This window comes from Polaromonas sp. AET17H-212, assembly GCF_002379085.1.
Classification (GTDB): domain Bacteria; phylum Pseudomonadota; class Gammaproteobacteria; order Burkholderiales; family Burkholderiaceae_C; genus Polaromonas.
Genome location: NZ_NBZW01000013.1, coordinates 1 through 13,870 on the forward strand (window position 1 = coordinate 1; position 13,870 = coordinate 13,870).

The following is a 13,870-nucleotide window of genomic DNA, read 5'->3' on the forward strand; positions in this document are numbered from 1 at the left end:
CGCCCAGAACCTGCGCCTTGAGTTCGGCGCTATGACGCCGGCGCACGATCTTCTTGGAGTCTTTCATGGTGTCCACCTAAATTCCTTGGTGGACACCATCCTTGCCGCTTATACGGCCGAATTCAAGAAGGGGGTGGCCGGACGCTTACTCTGTTCAGAATTCGGCCTGCAGATCCGCGTACGGTTCGCGCGGAAGATTTTTATGACCTTCTGAGCGCCGAGCGTACCCTAGACACAATACGTCCCAGGCGTATGCGCCCCCGACGCACCCACGATGGATTAGCTCCGGCAAATGCAGAAACTGTACGCCGCTGGTAATGACATAGGAGGTCAGGAATATGAGGGATACCGATCGATCGGCCTTCGCGAACTTTGATAGTCTTCCTTCATCTGCGGGCGTCAGGCTTCCCGTTGTCTCTGCCCTCTTCGCAATCTCGCCGGCAACCGTCTGGCGTTGGTGCAAATCAGGTCACCTACCGCAGCCCACTCGAATCGGCAGAGTGACATTATGGAACGTCGGGGAACTGCGTGTTCGACTCAAGATGCGGACCCTGCCAGTATTAGAACCAAAAGAAAGCAGGAATTAAAGTCATCTGCGGAATACTTGCCAATGCCCAGCATTCCAATTTGGCAGCACATGAGTCAGTGATGCTCGCGCTTTCCCTTCTGCATAGTGATCCACCATTCAGGATTGACTCTCCCGGACGCCACACATCGGCACTCTTTGAGGACACAGGTGGTAGGATCAGATTCAAAGATGGTAGCTCTGGCGGCATCGGCCCATAAAATGAACACCGCCTTCGTTGCTGCATCGCAATCATGGCTGGCCTCTCTCACAGCCTCTATAAAGCGCCTCGCGGATTCAGTTTTTTCATGAAGTGCCGCTAGCGCAATGATATCGGCGGGATCTGCCATGGCCTGGTATGTCTCTTCGGTCAAGCCAATCTGCGGACTTGCAATACCGCTAGCAAAATCGAGTGTAGGCGCGACTTGGTGGCCCTCAAAAACTTCCAATGCTTCTGGTAAATCCAGCCCGTCACTCGAATTGACTTTCGCGGTCTGACCAATCAATGATTCGACAAATGGCAGCAGCAATTGATCCAACTCTGCCGCGCGCGCCTCGCTCACTCTTACGGATACCTCGGTAGAACCTTGATCTGGATTCGGAAGTGGCAGGCGCTGGACAGGTATGCCCTGTTCTACCCGCCGCCAGTAACCCCTACCAGGTGTAGGCACGTTGTGCGCTCTGCATTTTCTGGCCAAGCTGGAGTCAGAGATTCCGAGTTTCTCGGCAACTCTCGTCACCGGATAATTCCATACCCATTTGTAGAGCTGCTCACGGGTCAATTTCATTGGTGCACCCCCCGCCAATTTTTTGGGTTTTTATCCAATCGAAAACAACGTAGCTACGCCACATGGTGATTCTCTCTGTTATCTTGAAGCCGGCGGGAAATTTCCCCGCCTTGATCCACCGTCTAAAGGTTGATCGGGACACTGGGATCAACTGAAGGATCTGACCTTCGCGTAACAGAGAGAGGTCTGCGGACTCCTCTTTTTTCGTCATGATGCTCGCCATGGATGTAAGCCCTAAGTGAGGCCACATGCTGCGTCAGGGGTGAGAAAATGAAAAGTTCAACAGTTATTTCTCCGAAGGGACGAAAGGGTTTCACCCTTTCGTATTTGTCCTTGCCAAGCAAATAGCACCCACTATCATCCCGCTTTAGGGGGACGTCCAATGTGGCGGGCATAGGATGGCCGAAGAATTGACGCTAAAACTTCACTTTGGTGGAGTGAATAGTCCCGGCCAACAAAAAATTGCACTAAGTCTGGCTCGGTCGAACGGCGTCCTGGGACAACTTTTCCTCCTTGGTCAATCGTCTTCCAGAGCTCCCTGCCTTCCCACATATCGCGGAGTTCGGGCGGCAATGACGCCGGATCGAATGCCTCACTCTTCCGGGGAGATGCCCGCTGCGGATAAACACCAAGTCGCTGGTTCGCCACGTAGGTCTTGAATCGCTCCGGCGTTGTGAAGCTTTGCAAAAGGTCGTCTGTTGCTTTGACGCAGACCAGCTTTCCCTGATCAATGTCTTGCAGCAGAGGCGGCACCGAAGCAACAAAGTTCAGCAGCCGGACGCTTGAAGGCAGCAGCTTGTATGCCGCTCGCTTTAATTCGGCCAATCGGCCTTTCCTGTTGAGCCCCAACATCGCAGGGTCCAGGTAGTGATGCAGCGCCAATGCCTCCCAAACACGAAGCTGTGGAATGCCGTGGTAACGCTGAAAGGTGTAATCGTCGGCCTCAAGACGTATGGCAAACTCTTTTAGTTCGTCTTGAGACAACTCCGATAACGATTTGGAACGACTCATAATCAAATCGAATCCGCCCAGTCGGCGAATAGGAAAAGATCGAAATAGCTCAGCTGATTTCATCGCTCTACCCTTTCGCGGCAAGAACGGCAACGAAGTGGCAACTGGGCGCCGTTTTGGCGCAACGTTTGTATACGCTCACTTCCGCCGGAAGCTTTATGTGGGATGGTAGGGCGTCACAGACTTGAACTGTGGACCAAAGGATTATGAGTCAGGCAAGAGATCGAGGAAACCGTGGCCTACTACCGCGAGCGCAAGATCGGGCTGATCATGTTCACGGTGGACGCCGAGACGCAGATGGGCCGGCGCCGCATTCCCAACGAGGAAATCGCCGAAGCTGCAAAGAAGAACAGCGACATGATGATGGCGTTTGCCAGCATTGACCCGCACAAGGGGAAGATGGGCGCCCGCGAGGCACGCCGGCTGATCGAGGAGCACGGCATCAAGGGCTTCAAGTTCCACCCCACGGTGCAGGGCTACCACCCTTACGACAGGATGGCCTGGCCGATTTACGAGGTCATCAACGAATACAAGATGCCGGCGATCTTCCACACCGGGCACAGCGGCATCGGCAGCGGCATGCGCTGCGGCGGCGGGCTGCGGCTCGAATACTCCAACCCGATGCACCTCGACGACGTGGCCATCGATTTCCCGGACATGCAGATCGTCATGGCGCACCCGAGCTTCCCCTGGCAGGACGAGGCGCTCAGCGTGGCGACGCACAAACCCAACGTCTGGATCGACCTGTCGGGCTGGAGCCCGAAATATTTCCCCAAGCAGCTGGTGCAGTACGCCAACACCCTGCTCAAGGACCGCATCCTGTTCGGCAGCGACTACCCGCTCATCACGCCGGACCGCTGGATGAAGGATTTTGAAGACGCCGGTTTCAAGCCGGAAGTGATGCCCGGCATCCTGAAAGGCAACGCGATGCGGCTGCTGGGCCTGGGGCAAACGGCCGCCGCATGAGCACGACCGCCTTCCGGGGGCTGGCTGACATCGAGGCGCTGGAGCGCACGCCCTACGAGCAGGCGATCCCGGCGCGCACCACCTACGGCCTGATCGCCCAGGCGGCGCAGCGTTTTGCCAGCCGTGACGCATTTCGCTACCTGCCTAGTGGCGACCTGCAGCAACCGGCCGTGACCGTGAGCTACGCCGAGCTGCTGGCGCAGATCCACCGGGCGGCCAACCTGTTTCGTGCCATGGGCGTCGGGCCTGACGATGCCGTGGCCATCCTGGCGCCCAACATTCCCGAGACGCAGTTCGCACTCTGGGGCGCGCAATTGGCGGGCAAGGCCTGTCCGATCAACTACCTGCTGCAGCCCGAGCACATTGCGGCCCTGCTCGAGGCGTCCGGCGCCAAAGTCATTGTCGCGCTGGGTCCCAATGACGAGCTTGCGCTCTGGCCCATGGTCGAGAAAGTGCTGGCGATCCGGCGCCTGCCGGTGCTGCAGATTCGCGTCGGTGACCACGCCGCGCCGGACGTGCCCGTGTTCCAGGATCGGCTGGCGCAGGCAAGCGACGTGTTGGCGTTTGATCCGCAACTCACGCCGGAGCGCATTGCCGCCTGCTTCCATACCGGCGGCACGACCGGCTCCCCCAAACTTGCGCAGCATACCCACGGCAACGAGGCGCACACCGGCTGGTTTGCCCATCAGTTTTACGGCTTCGACGAACACACGGTGGAGCTCAACGGCTTTCCGCTGTTCCATGTGGCCGGGGCTTTTGTCTACGGCCTGTCCATGCTCGCCATCGGTGCGACCCAGGTTCTGCCCACACTCAGCGGCATGCGCAACCCTGCCTTCACCAGGAACTACTGGAAGTTCTGCGAACGCGAACGCGTGACCGCACTGGCCTGCGTGCCGACCATTCTCGCGACGCTGGCCAACCTGCCGGTCGATGCGGACATCTCGTCGATTCAGGTTGCCTATACCGGCGGCTCGCCGCTGCCCGCGGAACTGGCCGCGCAGTTTGAACGCCAGCCGGGGATTGCGGTGCGCAACATCCTGGGCATGACCGAGTGCGCGGGTCTGGTCTCCATCGAGCCGCTGGCGGCGCCGCGTGTGCCCGGCTCGACCGGCCTGCGCCTGCCCTACACCGAGGTACGTGCCGTGCCCTGGCGCGACGGCGTCGCGCAACTGGGCGAGACCTGTGCGGCCGGTGACACCGGCGTCATCGTGCTGCGCGGCCCGCATGTGAGCCCGGGCTACACCGAGGCTGCGCGCAACACCGGCATGTTCGAGGGCCCGTGGCTCGTCTCCGGTGATCTCGGCCACATCGATGCCCAGGGCTACATCCACCTGACCGGCCGCGCCAAGGACGTGATCATCCGCGGCTCGCACAACATCGACCCCGGCCTGGTCGAAGATGCTTTCCTGGCGCACCCGGCGGTGGCCCTGTGCGCCGTGGTCAGTGAGCCCGACGCCTATGCCGGCGAGTTGCCCGTGGCCTTTGTCACGCTCAGGCCCGGCATGCACTGCGACCCGGCCACGCTGCTGGCCGAGGTGGTGCCGCATGTGTACGAGCGGCCTGCGGCGCCCAAACGCGTGACCATCATCGACGTGATGCCGGTGACGGCGATCGGCAAGATCTACAAGCCGGCGCTGCGCCTGCGTGCCATCGAGGTCAAGCTGGCCGAGATGCTGGCAGACATCGACGGCGCCACCGTGCGGGGCGAAGAGCGCGGCGGCAGCCTGTCTGCCGTGGTGGCCATGGCGTCGGCACGTGATGAGGCGCTGGAGCGCCGGCTGCGCGAGCGCCTGGCCGCGATCGCGGTTCCGGTGGCGTTTGTTTTTGCTGGAGCCTGAGCGCTTGGAGCGCGTTCTTACCAACCGCCGCTGGCCAGCCACTGGTCCACCAGCCCCAGGTTTTCCACACCCCAGAAGGGCTCGCCATCCACCATCACGGTGGGCGAGCCGAAAATGCCGGCTTGCAGCGAGGCTTCGACGGCGCTGCGCAGTAACTGTCTGGCTTCCTCGCTCTCGATGCCTTCGCGCAGGCGCTGTGCCTCCAGGCCCGCGGGCAGGCCGATGGCCGCAACCGCCTCCGCGGTGGACAGATCCCGGCCTTCTGCCCAGTAGGCGTGGTAGATCGCGTGGGCCAGCGGCGCGGCGAGGGCGGGCTGGTGCTGCTTGACCCAGTAAAAGGCGCGGCCCGCAGCGCGCGGGTCCATCACCGGGGCGTCCAAATCACGGTTGAGCTGCAGGCCGTGGCGGCGCATGTAGCGTTTCGCCTCGCGGCGGATGTAGTCGCCCTTGAGCGGCGTGTCGAGCAAGGGCTTGAGCCCCATCACCTTGAGCACCGAGACGCCCAGCAGCATCGCGTGCCACTCGACGGTGCGGCCATGCTGCGCCGCCAGCGGCTCGATGCGCAGTGACGCAAAGTAGCCGAAGGGCGAGATGAAGTCGAAGTAGAAATGCAGCGGTGTGGGCGAGGGGTTCATGACCCCAAGCGTAGCTGAATCGGTTTACTCAAGCTTGATGCCGGCGGCCTTGATGACTTGCGCCCATTTTTCGACTTCAGCCTTCTGGAAGGCAGCCACCTGGTCAGGCGTCATGCTGGAAGGCTGCATGCCCAGGCTTTTGAGCCGGTCCTGCATTTCGGGGGTCTGCAGGATCTTCATGATCTCCGCGTGCAGCCGGTCAATGATGGGTTTGGGTACACCGGCCGGCACAAAAATGCCCTGCCAGGACACCACCTCGAAGCCGGGCACGCCGGACTCGGCAATGGTTGGCACGTTGGGCAGCGACTCCAGGCGTTTGGCCGAACTCACCGCGATGGCGCGTACCTTGCCGCTCTGGATGTGCGGGCCGGCCACCACCGTGGTGTCAAACATCATGTCGACCTGGCCGCCGATCACGTCCTGGATGGCCGGGCCGCTGCCCTTGTACGGTACATGCACGAACTGCGTGCCCGACTTGAAGCCCAGCAGTTCCAGCGTCATGTGCTGCGAGGTGCCGTTGCCGGCCGATGCCGAGGAGATGGTTTTCGGCTTGGCTTTCGCCGCAGCCAACACGTCCTGCAAGGTCTTGTAGGGACTGTCCGCCTTGACGATCAGCACCACCGGGTTCGAGCCGATCAGTACCACCGGTGAAAAGGACTTGATCGGGTCGTAGCCGAGCTTGGGGTACAGGCTCACATTGATGGCGTGTGAGCTGATGGTGCCGCCCAGCAGGGTGTAGCCGTCGGCTGGTGCACGCGCGGCCACTTCCGAACCGACACTGCCGCCGGCACCGCCCTTGTTTTCAATCACGATGGTCGTGCCGAGCGCTGCGCCCAGCTTCTGGCCGATCAGCCGACCGAGGATGTCGGTGGTGCCGCCGGCCGGGAAGGGCACGATGTAGCTGATGGGTTTGGACGGCCATTTGTCCTGGGCCCAGGCGGCGGCGGAGCCGAGAAGCGGCAGAAGTGCGGCCGAGGCCAGCGCGGTTTGAAGCAATGAGCGGCGTTTCATGTTTGTCTCCTTTTTATGGTGATGAAAATCAGTGCGGAATTCAGAGCGGAAAACTACCGGACCATGCAGGGCATCTTGGCGTTGAAGGTCCAGTTCGGCACCAGGTACTGCATGGCGATGGCATCGTCGCGTGCGCCCAGGCCGTGCTGCAGGTAAAGCTGGTGGGCTTTTTCAACCTCTGCCATGTCGAGTTCCACGCCCAGGCCGGGGACTGTGGGAACAGCCACGCTGCCGTCCACGATCTGCAAAGGCTGTTTTGTCAGGCGCTGGCCGTCCTGCCAGATCCAGTGGGTGTCGATTGCGGTGACCTGGCCCGGTGCCGCAGCCGCCACGTGGGTGAACATGGCCAGCGACACATCGAAGTGGTTGTTCGAATGCGAGCCCCAGGTCAGGCCCCAGGTCTGGCACAGCTGCGCCACCCGCACCGAGCCCTGCATGGTCCAGAAGTGCGGGTCGGCCAGCGGAATGTCGACCGCCTGCAAGGTGACGGCGTGCGCAAGTTCGCGCCAGTCGGTCGCGACCATGTTGGTCGCTGTTTTCAAGCCGGTGGCGCGGCGAAATTCCGCCATCACTTCACGGCCCGAGAAAACACCTTCGGCGCCGCAGGGGTCCTCGGCATAGGCGAGTTCCCGCTGCCGGTCGCGGCACAGACGCACCGCGTCTTTCAGCAGCCAGCCACCGTTCGGGTCCAGCGTGATGCGCGCATCGGGGAAACGCTCTGACAGCGCGACGATGGCCTCGATTTCTTCCTCGCCGCGCAGCACGCCCCCCTTGAGCTTGAAGTCCTTGAAGCCATAACGCTGGTGCGCCGCTTCGGCCAGCCGGACCACGGCCCGGGCATCCATCGCGGGTTCATGGCGCAGCCGCAGCCAGTCGTCGTCTGCGTCCGGCTCGCTCCGGTAGGCCAGCTTGGTTTGCCGGCGGTCGGCAATGTAAAACAGGTAACCCAGCATGGCGACGGAATCGCGTTGCTGGCCCTCGCCCAGCAGGGCGGCGACCGGCACACCGAGAAACTGGCCCAGCAGATCGAGCAGGGCGCTTTCCACGGCGGTCACCGCGTGGATGGCAACGCGCAGGTCAAAGGTCTGGTTGCCGCGGCCCCCGCTGTCGCGTCCGGCAAATTGCGTGCGCAGGCTGTTCAGAATCTGGTTCCAGTGGCCCAGGGACTGGCCTTCGACCAAGGCACGGGCGTCCTCCAGCGTGCCGCGGATTTTTTCGCCGCCCGGCACTTCGCCCACACCCGTGCGGCCCGCGCTGTCGGTCAGCAGCAGCAGGTTGCGGGTGAAAAACGGACTGTGCGCGCCACTCAGGTTGAGCAGCATGCTGTCATGGCCGGCGACCGGAATGACTTGCAGGCGGGTGATGTGCGGCGTTTGTGAAGCTGCCGGGGCGGGAGAATGGGCGTCAGGCATAAAGGCAGGAAATAGGACAACCAGCGGTTTAAAGATCAGTCATCGTACAACATGGAAGGCTGAATGCGCTCGGGGAATTCCCTGATTCTGCCCCGGCCGGCGTGCCGGCCCAGCGCGGCTCAGCTGGTTGCCGGTGGGTTTGCGGGCTCGAAGGCCTGGCCCCTGCGCAGCCGCTCCCGGCTGTTCGAGAGGTGGGTGCGCATGGCGGCCCGGGCGGCTTCGGCATCCTGGCTGCGAATGGCGTTGTAGATGTTTTCATGCTCGCTGTTGACGCGCTGCAGATAACTCAGCCGGCCTTCGGGCGCGCTCTGCGGCGTGTTCACGCGGGTGCGCGGAATGATCATGGTGCCCAGGTAGGTCATGAGGTCCGCAAAGTGGCGGTTGCCAGTGGCGCGGGCCACCTCCATGTGGAACTGGAAGTCGGGCGGAACGGCATCGGAGTCCGCGTGGATCGAGTCCTGGAAAGCTCGCAGGGCCGTGGCCATGGCCTCGAGGTTTTCCGTGGTTCTCCTCTGGGCGGCGAGGCCGGCGGCTTCGGTTTCCAGGCTGATGCGCAGCTCCAGCACCGAAATGACATCGGCCACCGTGGCGAAGTCGGCTGCGGCAATCTTGAAGTTGCCGGCGTCGCGGTTCTCGATCACAAAGGTGCCGATGCCGTGGCGCGTCTCCACCAGGCCGGAGGCCTGCAGTTTGGAAATCGACTCGCGCACCACCGTCCGGCTCACGTCGAAGCGGGCCATGATTTCGGCCTCGGTGGGCAACTTGTCGCCGGGCTGGAGCTGCCCCGCGCGGATGCTGGCCGCCAGGCTTTCAACAATTTCGGTGACCAGGCCGCGAGGGCGGCGCACACGCGGTGCGCCATCAAGAAGGGTGGCCGTTACGTTCGATTCCATCGGGTTTGCTCGGGTAGGGGTTTGCCTTGATCGGACCAGAAAACACTTGACAGGGGCTGCTGCCTCATGAAAAATTCTTGGTCATCAGACAACGTATAACTGATATCTTATTGAATTGAAGCCACTTTAGCAAACCTGATGCAAAAGTCCAGCGTTTGCCACCCACCCATTTTCAACCAGAGACAGCATGACCATCCGGGCCCATGAAAAACTGCTGCTGACCGGCGCCGCCGGTGGCCTGGGCCAGGCCCTGCGTGAGCGCCTGAAAGCCAACTGCAGCCTGCTGCGCCTGTCGGACCGGGTCGCCTTCGGCGCGGCCGGCGCGGGTGAAGAGGTGGTGCTGGCCGATCTGGCCGATGCCGCGGCCGTCGACGCCATGGTCCAGGGCGTGCAGGCCATCGTGCATCTGGGCGGCGTGTCGGTCGAAGGGCCGTTTGGCCCCATCCTGCAGGCCAACATCCTGGGCCTCTATAACTTGTACGAAGCGGCGCGCAAACACGGCGTCCAGCGTGTGGTGTTTGCCAGCTCCAACCACGTCACCGGCTTTTACCGCCAGAGCGAAACCATCAACGCCGATGCGCCCGCGCGCCCGGATGGCCTGTACGGCGTCAGCAAGGCGTTTGGCGAAGACCTGTCGCGCTTTTACTTTGACCGCTACGGCATTGAAACGGCCTGTGTACGCATTGGCTCCTCCTTTCCCGAGCCGAAAGACCGGCGCATGCTGGCGACCTGGCTGAGTTTTGACGACCTGCACCGGCTGATCACCGCCTGCCTGACCACACCGGTGCTGGGCCACAGCATTGTGTTCGGCATGTCCGACAACGCGGTCACCTGGTGGGACAACAGCCGCGCCCGCCACATCGGCTACCGGCCGCAGGACAGCTCGGACATCTTCCGCGAGGCGGTGTACGCCCGCACACCGGCGCCTGACCTCGACGACCCGGCGGTGCAGTTCCAGGGCGGCGGTTTTGTCAAAGCCGGCCCGTTTGCCGATTGATGCCATGAGCAACGGCGCCGAACTCCTGGTGGACTGCCGCAATGCAACCGGCGAGAGCCCGGTCTGGCATGTGGCCGGGCAGGCGCTCTACTGGGTGGACATCCCGGCGCGCCAGCTCTGCCGCTGGCAGGCCGCGACCGGCCAGGTCACCACCTGGCTGGCGCCCGAGATGCTGGCCTGCATCGCCTCCTGCGGCCCCGACACGCATTGGGTGGCGGGCCTGGAAAGCGGGGTGTTCGAATTGCGCCTGCATGAGGACGGCCGGCTCGAGGCCAAACGCCTGGCCGAGGTCCGGCACGAGCAGGACGGCATGCGTTTCAACGATGGCCGCTGCGACCGGCAGGGCCGCTTTGTGGCCGGCACCATGATGCGCGATATGTCGCTGGGCGCCCGTACCGGTTGCGTTTACAGCTATGAAAAACAGAGCGGATTGAAAAAGATCCTGAGCGGTCTGATCACCCCCAATGGCCTGGCCTTCAGCCCCGATGGCCGCACCATGTACCTGTCGGACTCGCACCCCTCGGTGCAGATGATCTGGGCCTTCGACTACGACACCGCCACGGGCACGCCCTCGCGGCGCCGGGTGTTTGTTGACATGCATGCGCTGCCGGGCCGGCCCGACGGTGCGGCGGTCGACGAAGACGGCTGCTACTGGAGTTGCGGCAACGACGCCGGTCTGGTGCACCGCTTCACGCCTGAAGGCAAGCTGGACCGGTCGCTGGCCGTGCCGGTCAGGAAGCCGGCCATGTGCGCCTTTGGCGGCCCCGGCCTCGACACCTTGTTCGTGACATCGATACGCCCCGAAGGCGTCGATTTATCTGACCAGCCGCTGGCCGGCGGCCTGTTTGCGCTGCACCCCGGCGTGCGCGGGCTGCCTGAAGCCGCGTGTCTGCATTAAAAGTTTCCCAACCATCCACCAGATAGAGGACGACATGAGAATCAAAAAAACATTGTTCGGCATGGCCACGGTACTGGCGTTGACACCCCTGGCAGGCTTTGCCACGGAGTTCCGCTCGGCCGACACGCACAATGCCGACGACTACCCCACGGTCGCCGCCGTCAAGCACATGAGCGAACTGCTCGAGAAGAAGAGCGGCGGCAAGCACAAGATCAAGGTCTTCAACAAGCAGGCGCTGGGCAGCGAGAAGGAGACCATAGACCAAGTCAAGATAGGCGCGCTCGACTTCACGCGCGTCAATGTCGGACCGATGAACGCGATCTGCCCGCTGACGCAGGTGCCGACCATGCCCTTTCTGTTCAGCTCCATCGCGCACATGCGCAAATCGCTCGACGGCCCGGTCGGTGACGAGATCCTCAAGAGCTGCGAGTCTGCGGGCTTCATCGGCCTGGCGTTTTACGACAGCGGTGCCCGCTCGATTTATGCCAAGAAGCCGATCCGTACCGTGGCCGATGCCAAGGGCCTGAAGATCCGCGTCCAGCAATCCGACCTCTGGGTCGCGCTGGTCAGTGCCATGGGCGCCAACGCCACGCCCATGCCCTACGGCGAGGTCTACACCGGCCTGAAGACCGGCCTGATCGATGCCGCCGAGAACAACATCCCGTCCTTCGACACGGCCAAGCATGTCGAAGCAGTGAAGATTTACTCGAAGACCGAGCACTCGATGGCGCCCGAGATCCTGGTCATGTCCAAGGTCGTGTACGACAAGCTGCCCAAAGCCGAGCAGGACATGATTCGCGCCGCGGCCAAGGAGTCGGTGGCCTTCGAGCGCCAGAAGTGGGACGAACAGGAGGCCAAGTCGCTCGCGAACGTCAAGGCCGCCGGCGCGCAGATCATCGAGGTGGACAAGAAGTCCTTCCAGGCCGTGATGGGCCCGGTCTATGACAAGTTCATGATCACGCCGGACATGAAGCGCCTGGTCAAGGCGGTTCAGGACACCAAATAAGCCTGCCGATCAGGCCCTGACCCTCCTCCGCAGGGGCGAGGGCGGGTGAGCGTCGCGACAAGCGGAAGAGAAAAACATGTACACGAAATTTTGCGCGGCGTTGTCCAAGCTCAGCCTGATCCTGGCCGTGATCGGGCTGATCGCGGTGATCCTGTGTGTCCAGTGGCAGGTCATAGGCCGTTACGTCTTCAATGACACGCCGACCTGGGCCGAAGCACTGGCCCTGCTGCTGGTGCTGTTCGTCACCGCATTCGGCCTGGCGGTCGGCGTGCGCGACGCCGGCCACATCGGCCTCGAGTCCCTGGTGGTGCTGCTGCCCGAAAAATGGCAGCGCCGCATCGAAATCCTGATTCACTTTCTCGTCGGCAGCTTTGGCGCGCTGATGGTCTACGGCGGCGGCTTGTGGATGCTCGCCAAATGGGACGAGAAGAAGCCCATGCTGCCGGTACCGGACGGAGTCGACTACCTGCCGCTCGTGATTGCCGGCGTGCTCATCGTGCTGTTTTCCATTGAACATGTGATCGCCTTGCTGCGAGGTCAGAAAGTGGAGCCGGCATGGAATTGACTGTACTTGCCCTGAGCTTCACGCTGCTGCTGCTGCTCGGTGTGCCGGTCGCCTTCGCGATCGGCCTGTCGTCGGTGGCCACCATCGTCGTTGCCGGCCTGCCGGTCGCGGTGGTGTTCCAGAAAATGGTCGGAGGCATGCAGGTGTTCTCCTTCCTCGCCATCCCCTTCTTTGTCTTCGCCGGCGAGTTGATGCTCTACGGCGGCATCGCCGACCGCATCGTGCGCTTCGCCAACAGCCTGGTCGGTCATGTACGCGGTGGCCTCGGCATGAGCAATGTGATCGGTTGCACGCTGTTCGGCGGCGTCGCCGGCTCGCCGCTGGCCGACGTGTCGGCGATGGGTTCGGTGATGATTCCGCTCATGAAAAAGGAAGGCTACGACGCCGACTACGCGGTCAATGTCACCACGCACGCCGCGCTGGTCGGCGCCATCATGCCGACCTCGCACAACATGATCATCTTCACGCTCGCCACCTCGGGCATCGCTTCGGTCAGCGTGATGAGCCTGATCCTCGCGGGCCTGGTGCCGGCGCTGATCCTGACCCTGTGCAACCTGGGCGCAGCCTACTACGTGGCCGTCAGGCGCGGCTACCCGACGCACGGCGCTTTCCCCGGCTGGGCAGAGGTCCTGCGTGCCTTCGGCGCCTCGCTGCCGGGCCTGCTGGTGGTGGTGATCATCCTCGCCGGCATCCTGTCGGGCGTGTTCACCGCCACCGAGTCGGCGTCCATTGCGGTCGCCTGGGCGCTGCTGATCACGACGCTGGTCTACCGTTCGCTGACCTGGCACAACTTCCTGAAGGCCTGCGCCAAGGCCTGCAAGACGACCGGCGTGGTGCTGCTGCTGATCGGCATCTCGGCCGCCTTCGGCTACTTCATGGCGCTTTACGAGGTGCCGCAGCTGACGGGCGATCTGATGAAGTCGGTGAGCTCCGAGCCCTGGGTCATCTTCCTGATGATCAACGTGCTGCTGTTCATCCTCGGCACCTTCCTTGACATGGCGGCGACCATTCTGATCTGCACGCCGATCTTCATGCCGATCGCGATGCAGTTCGGCATGGACCCGATCCAGTTCGGCATCGTGATGCTGATCAACTGCGCGCTCGGCCTGAACACGCCGCCGGTCGGCTCGGTGCAGTTCGTCGGCTGCGCGATCGGCGAGATCTCGGTCGGCCAGGTGATGCGCTCCATCGCCCCGTTCTACGGCGCACTCGGCGTCTGCCTGCTGCTCGTGACCTACGTGCCGGCGTTCTCGCTGTGGCTGCCGTCGCTGTACAAGTGAGTTCA

14 protein-coding genes and 1 pseudogene are annotated in these 13,870 nt (G+C 62.7%); 8 read left to right on the forward strand and 7 right to left on the reverse strand.

Translation table 11 applies throughout. The features are described from left to right. The coding region (locus tag B7G53_RS22850; protein ID WP_176491346.1) for a hypothetical protein at positions 1-214 on the forward strand (214 nt) is incomplete at its 5' end. Positions 215-642: 428 nt separating this feature from the next. Here the strand turns inward: B7G53_RS22850 and B7G53_RS11575 are convergent. From B7G53_RS11575 to B7G53_RS11585, 3 genes are all read right to left on the reverse strand, one after another. Then, complete coding sequence (locus tag B7G53_RS11575) at positions 643-1,353, reverse strand: hypothetical protein (RefSeq protein ID WP_096667758.1); 711 nt, start codon at positions 1,351-1,353, stop codon at positions 643-645. Further along, positions 1,337-1,603 carry a helix-turn-helix transcriptional regulator gene (locus B7G53_RS23380; protein ID WP_096667760.1) on the reverse strand — a complete coding sequence of 89 codons (267 nt, stop codon included), beginning with the start codon at positions 1,601-1,603 and terminating at the stop codon, positions 1,337-1,339. The genes B7G53_RS11575 and B7G53_RS23380 overlap by 17 nt, the downstream gene beginning before the upstream one ends. Before the next feature lie 107 nt (positions 1,604-1,710). After that, positions 1,711-2,427 carry a hypothetical protein gene (locus tag B7G53_RS11585; protein WP_096667762.1) on the reverse strand — a complete coding sequence of 239 codons (717 nt, stop codon included), beginning with the start codon at positions 2,425-2,427 and terminating at the stop codon, positions 1,711-1,713. 150 nt (positions 2,428-2,577) lie between these two features. Here B7G53_RS11585 and B7G53_RS11590 point away from each other — a divergent pair. Together B7G53_RS11590 and B7G53_RS11595 are read left to right on the forward strand one after the other, a co-directional pair. Further along, positions 2,578-3,330, forward strand: a pseudogene (locus B7G53_RS11590) (amidohydrolase family protein); the annotation flags it as partial. After that, positions 3,327-5,168 carry an AMP-binding protein gene (locus B7G53_RS11595; RefSeq protein WP_096667764.1) on the forward strand — a complete coding sequence of 614 codons (1,842 nt, stop codon included), beginning with the start codon at positions 3,327-3,329 and terminating at the stop codon, positions 5,166-5,168. The pseudogene B7G53_RS11590 and the gene B7G53_RS11595, both read left to right, overlap by 4 nt. A gap of 17 nt (positions 5,169-5,185) precedes the next feature. Here the strand turns inward: B7G53_RS11595 and B7G53_RS11600 are convergent, their stop codons facing one another. From B7G53_RS11600 to B7G53_RS11615, 4 genes are all read right to left on the reverse strand, one after another. Further along, positions 5,186-5,803, reverse strand: coding sequence for a 2-hydroxychromene-2-carboxylate isomerase (locus tag B7G53_RS11600; protein WP_096667766.1), 618 nt, complete (start codon positions 5,801-5,803; stop codon positions 5,186-5,188). A gap of 24 nt (positions 5,804-5,827) precedes the next feature. After that, the gene (locus tag B7G53_RS11605) at positions 5,828-6,814 is read right to left on the reverse strand and encodes a Bug family tripartite tricarboxylate transporter substrate binding protein (RefSeq protein WP_096667768.1); all 987 of its coding nucleotides are present in this window, start codon (positions 6,812-6,814) and stop codon (positions 5,828-5,830) included. Between the two features lie 53 nt (positions 6,815-6,867). Next, the gene (gene gudD, locus B7G53_RS11610; RefSeq protein WP_096667770.1) at positions 6,868-8,226 is read right to left on the reverse strand and encodes a glucarate dehydratase; all 1,359 of its coding nucleotides are present in this window, start codon (positions 8,224-8,226) and stop codon (positions 6,868-6,870) included. Between the two features lie 119 nt (positions 8,227-8,345). Continuing rightward, positions 8,346-9,119, reverse strand: a complete 774-nt coding sequence (locus tag B7G53_RS11615) for a FadR/GntR family transcriptional regulator (RefSeq protein ID WP_096667772.1) — start codon at positions 9,117-9,119, stop codon at positions 8,346-8,348. 187 nt (positions 9,120-9,306) lie between these two features. Between B7G53_RS11615 and B7G53_RS11620 the strand changes: the two genes are divergently transcribed. The 5 genes from B7G53_RS11620 to B7G53_RS11640 all read left to right on the forward strand — a co-directional run bounded on the left by B7G53_RS11620 (position 9,307) and on the right by B7G53_RS11640 (position 13,865). Beyond that, positions 9,307-10,116 (forward strand): NAD-dependent epimerase/dehydratase family protein, encoded by an 810-nt coding sequence (locus B7G53_RS11620; protein ID WP_096667774.1) that lies wholly within the window; start codon positions 9,307-9,309, stop codon positions 10,114-10,116. Positions 10,117-10,120: 4 nt separating this feature from the next. Beyond that, a complete protein-coding gene (locus B7G53_RS11625; RefSeq protein ID WP_096667776.1) occupies positions 10,121-11,014 on the forward strand; it encodes an SMP-30/gluconolactonase/LRE family protein in 894 nt (297 codons plus the stop codon). Between the two features lie 34 nt (positions 11,015-11,048). Next, on the forward strand, positions 11,049-12,020 hold the full coding sequence (locus tag B7G53_RS11630) for a TRAP transporter substrate-binding protein (protein WP_096667778.1): 972 nt from the start codon (positions 11,049-11,051) through the stop codon (positions 12,018-12,020). Positions 12,021-12,096: 76 nt separating this feature from the next. Further along, positions 12,097-12,585: a TRAP transporter small permease gene (locus B7G53_RS11635; protein WP_096667780.1), complete on the forward strand. Its 489-nt coding sequence runs from the start codon at positions 12,097-12,099 to the stop codon at positions 12,583-12,585. After that, on the forward strand, positions 12,576-13,865 hold the full coding sequence (locus tag B7G53_RS11640) for a TRAP transporter large permease (protein ID WP_096667782.1): 1,290 nt from the start codon (positions 12,576-12,578) through the stop codon (positions 13,863-13,865). The genes B7G53_RS11635 and B7G53_RS11640 overlap by 10 nt, the downstream gene beginning before the upstream one ends. Positions 13,866-13,870: the final 5 nt, after the last annotated feature.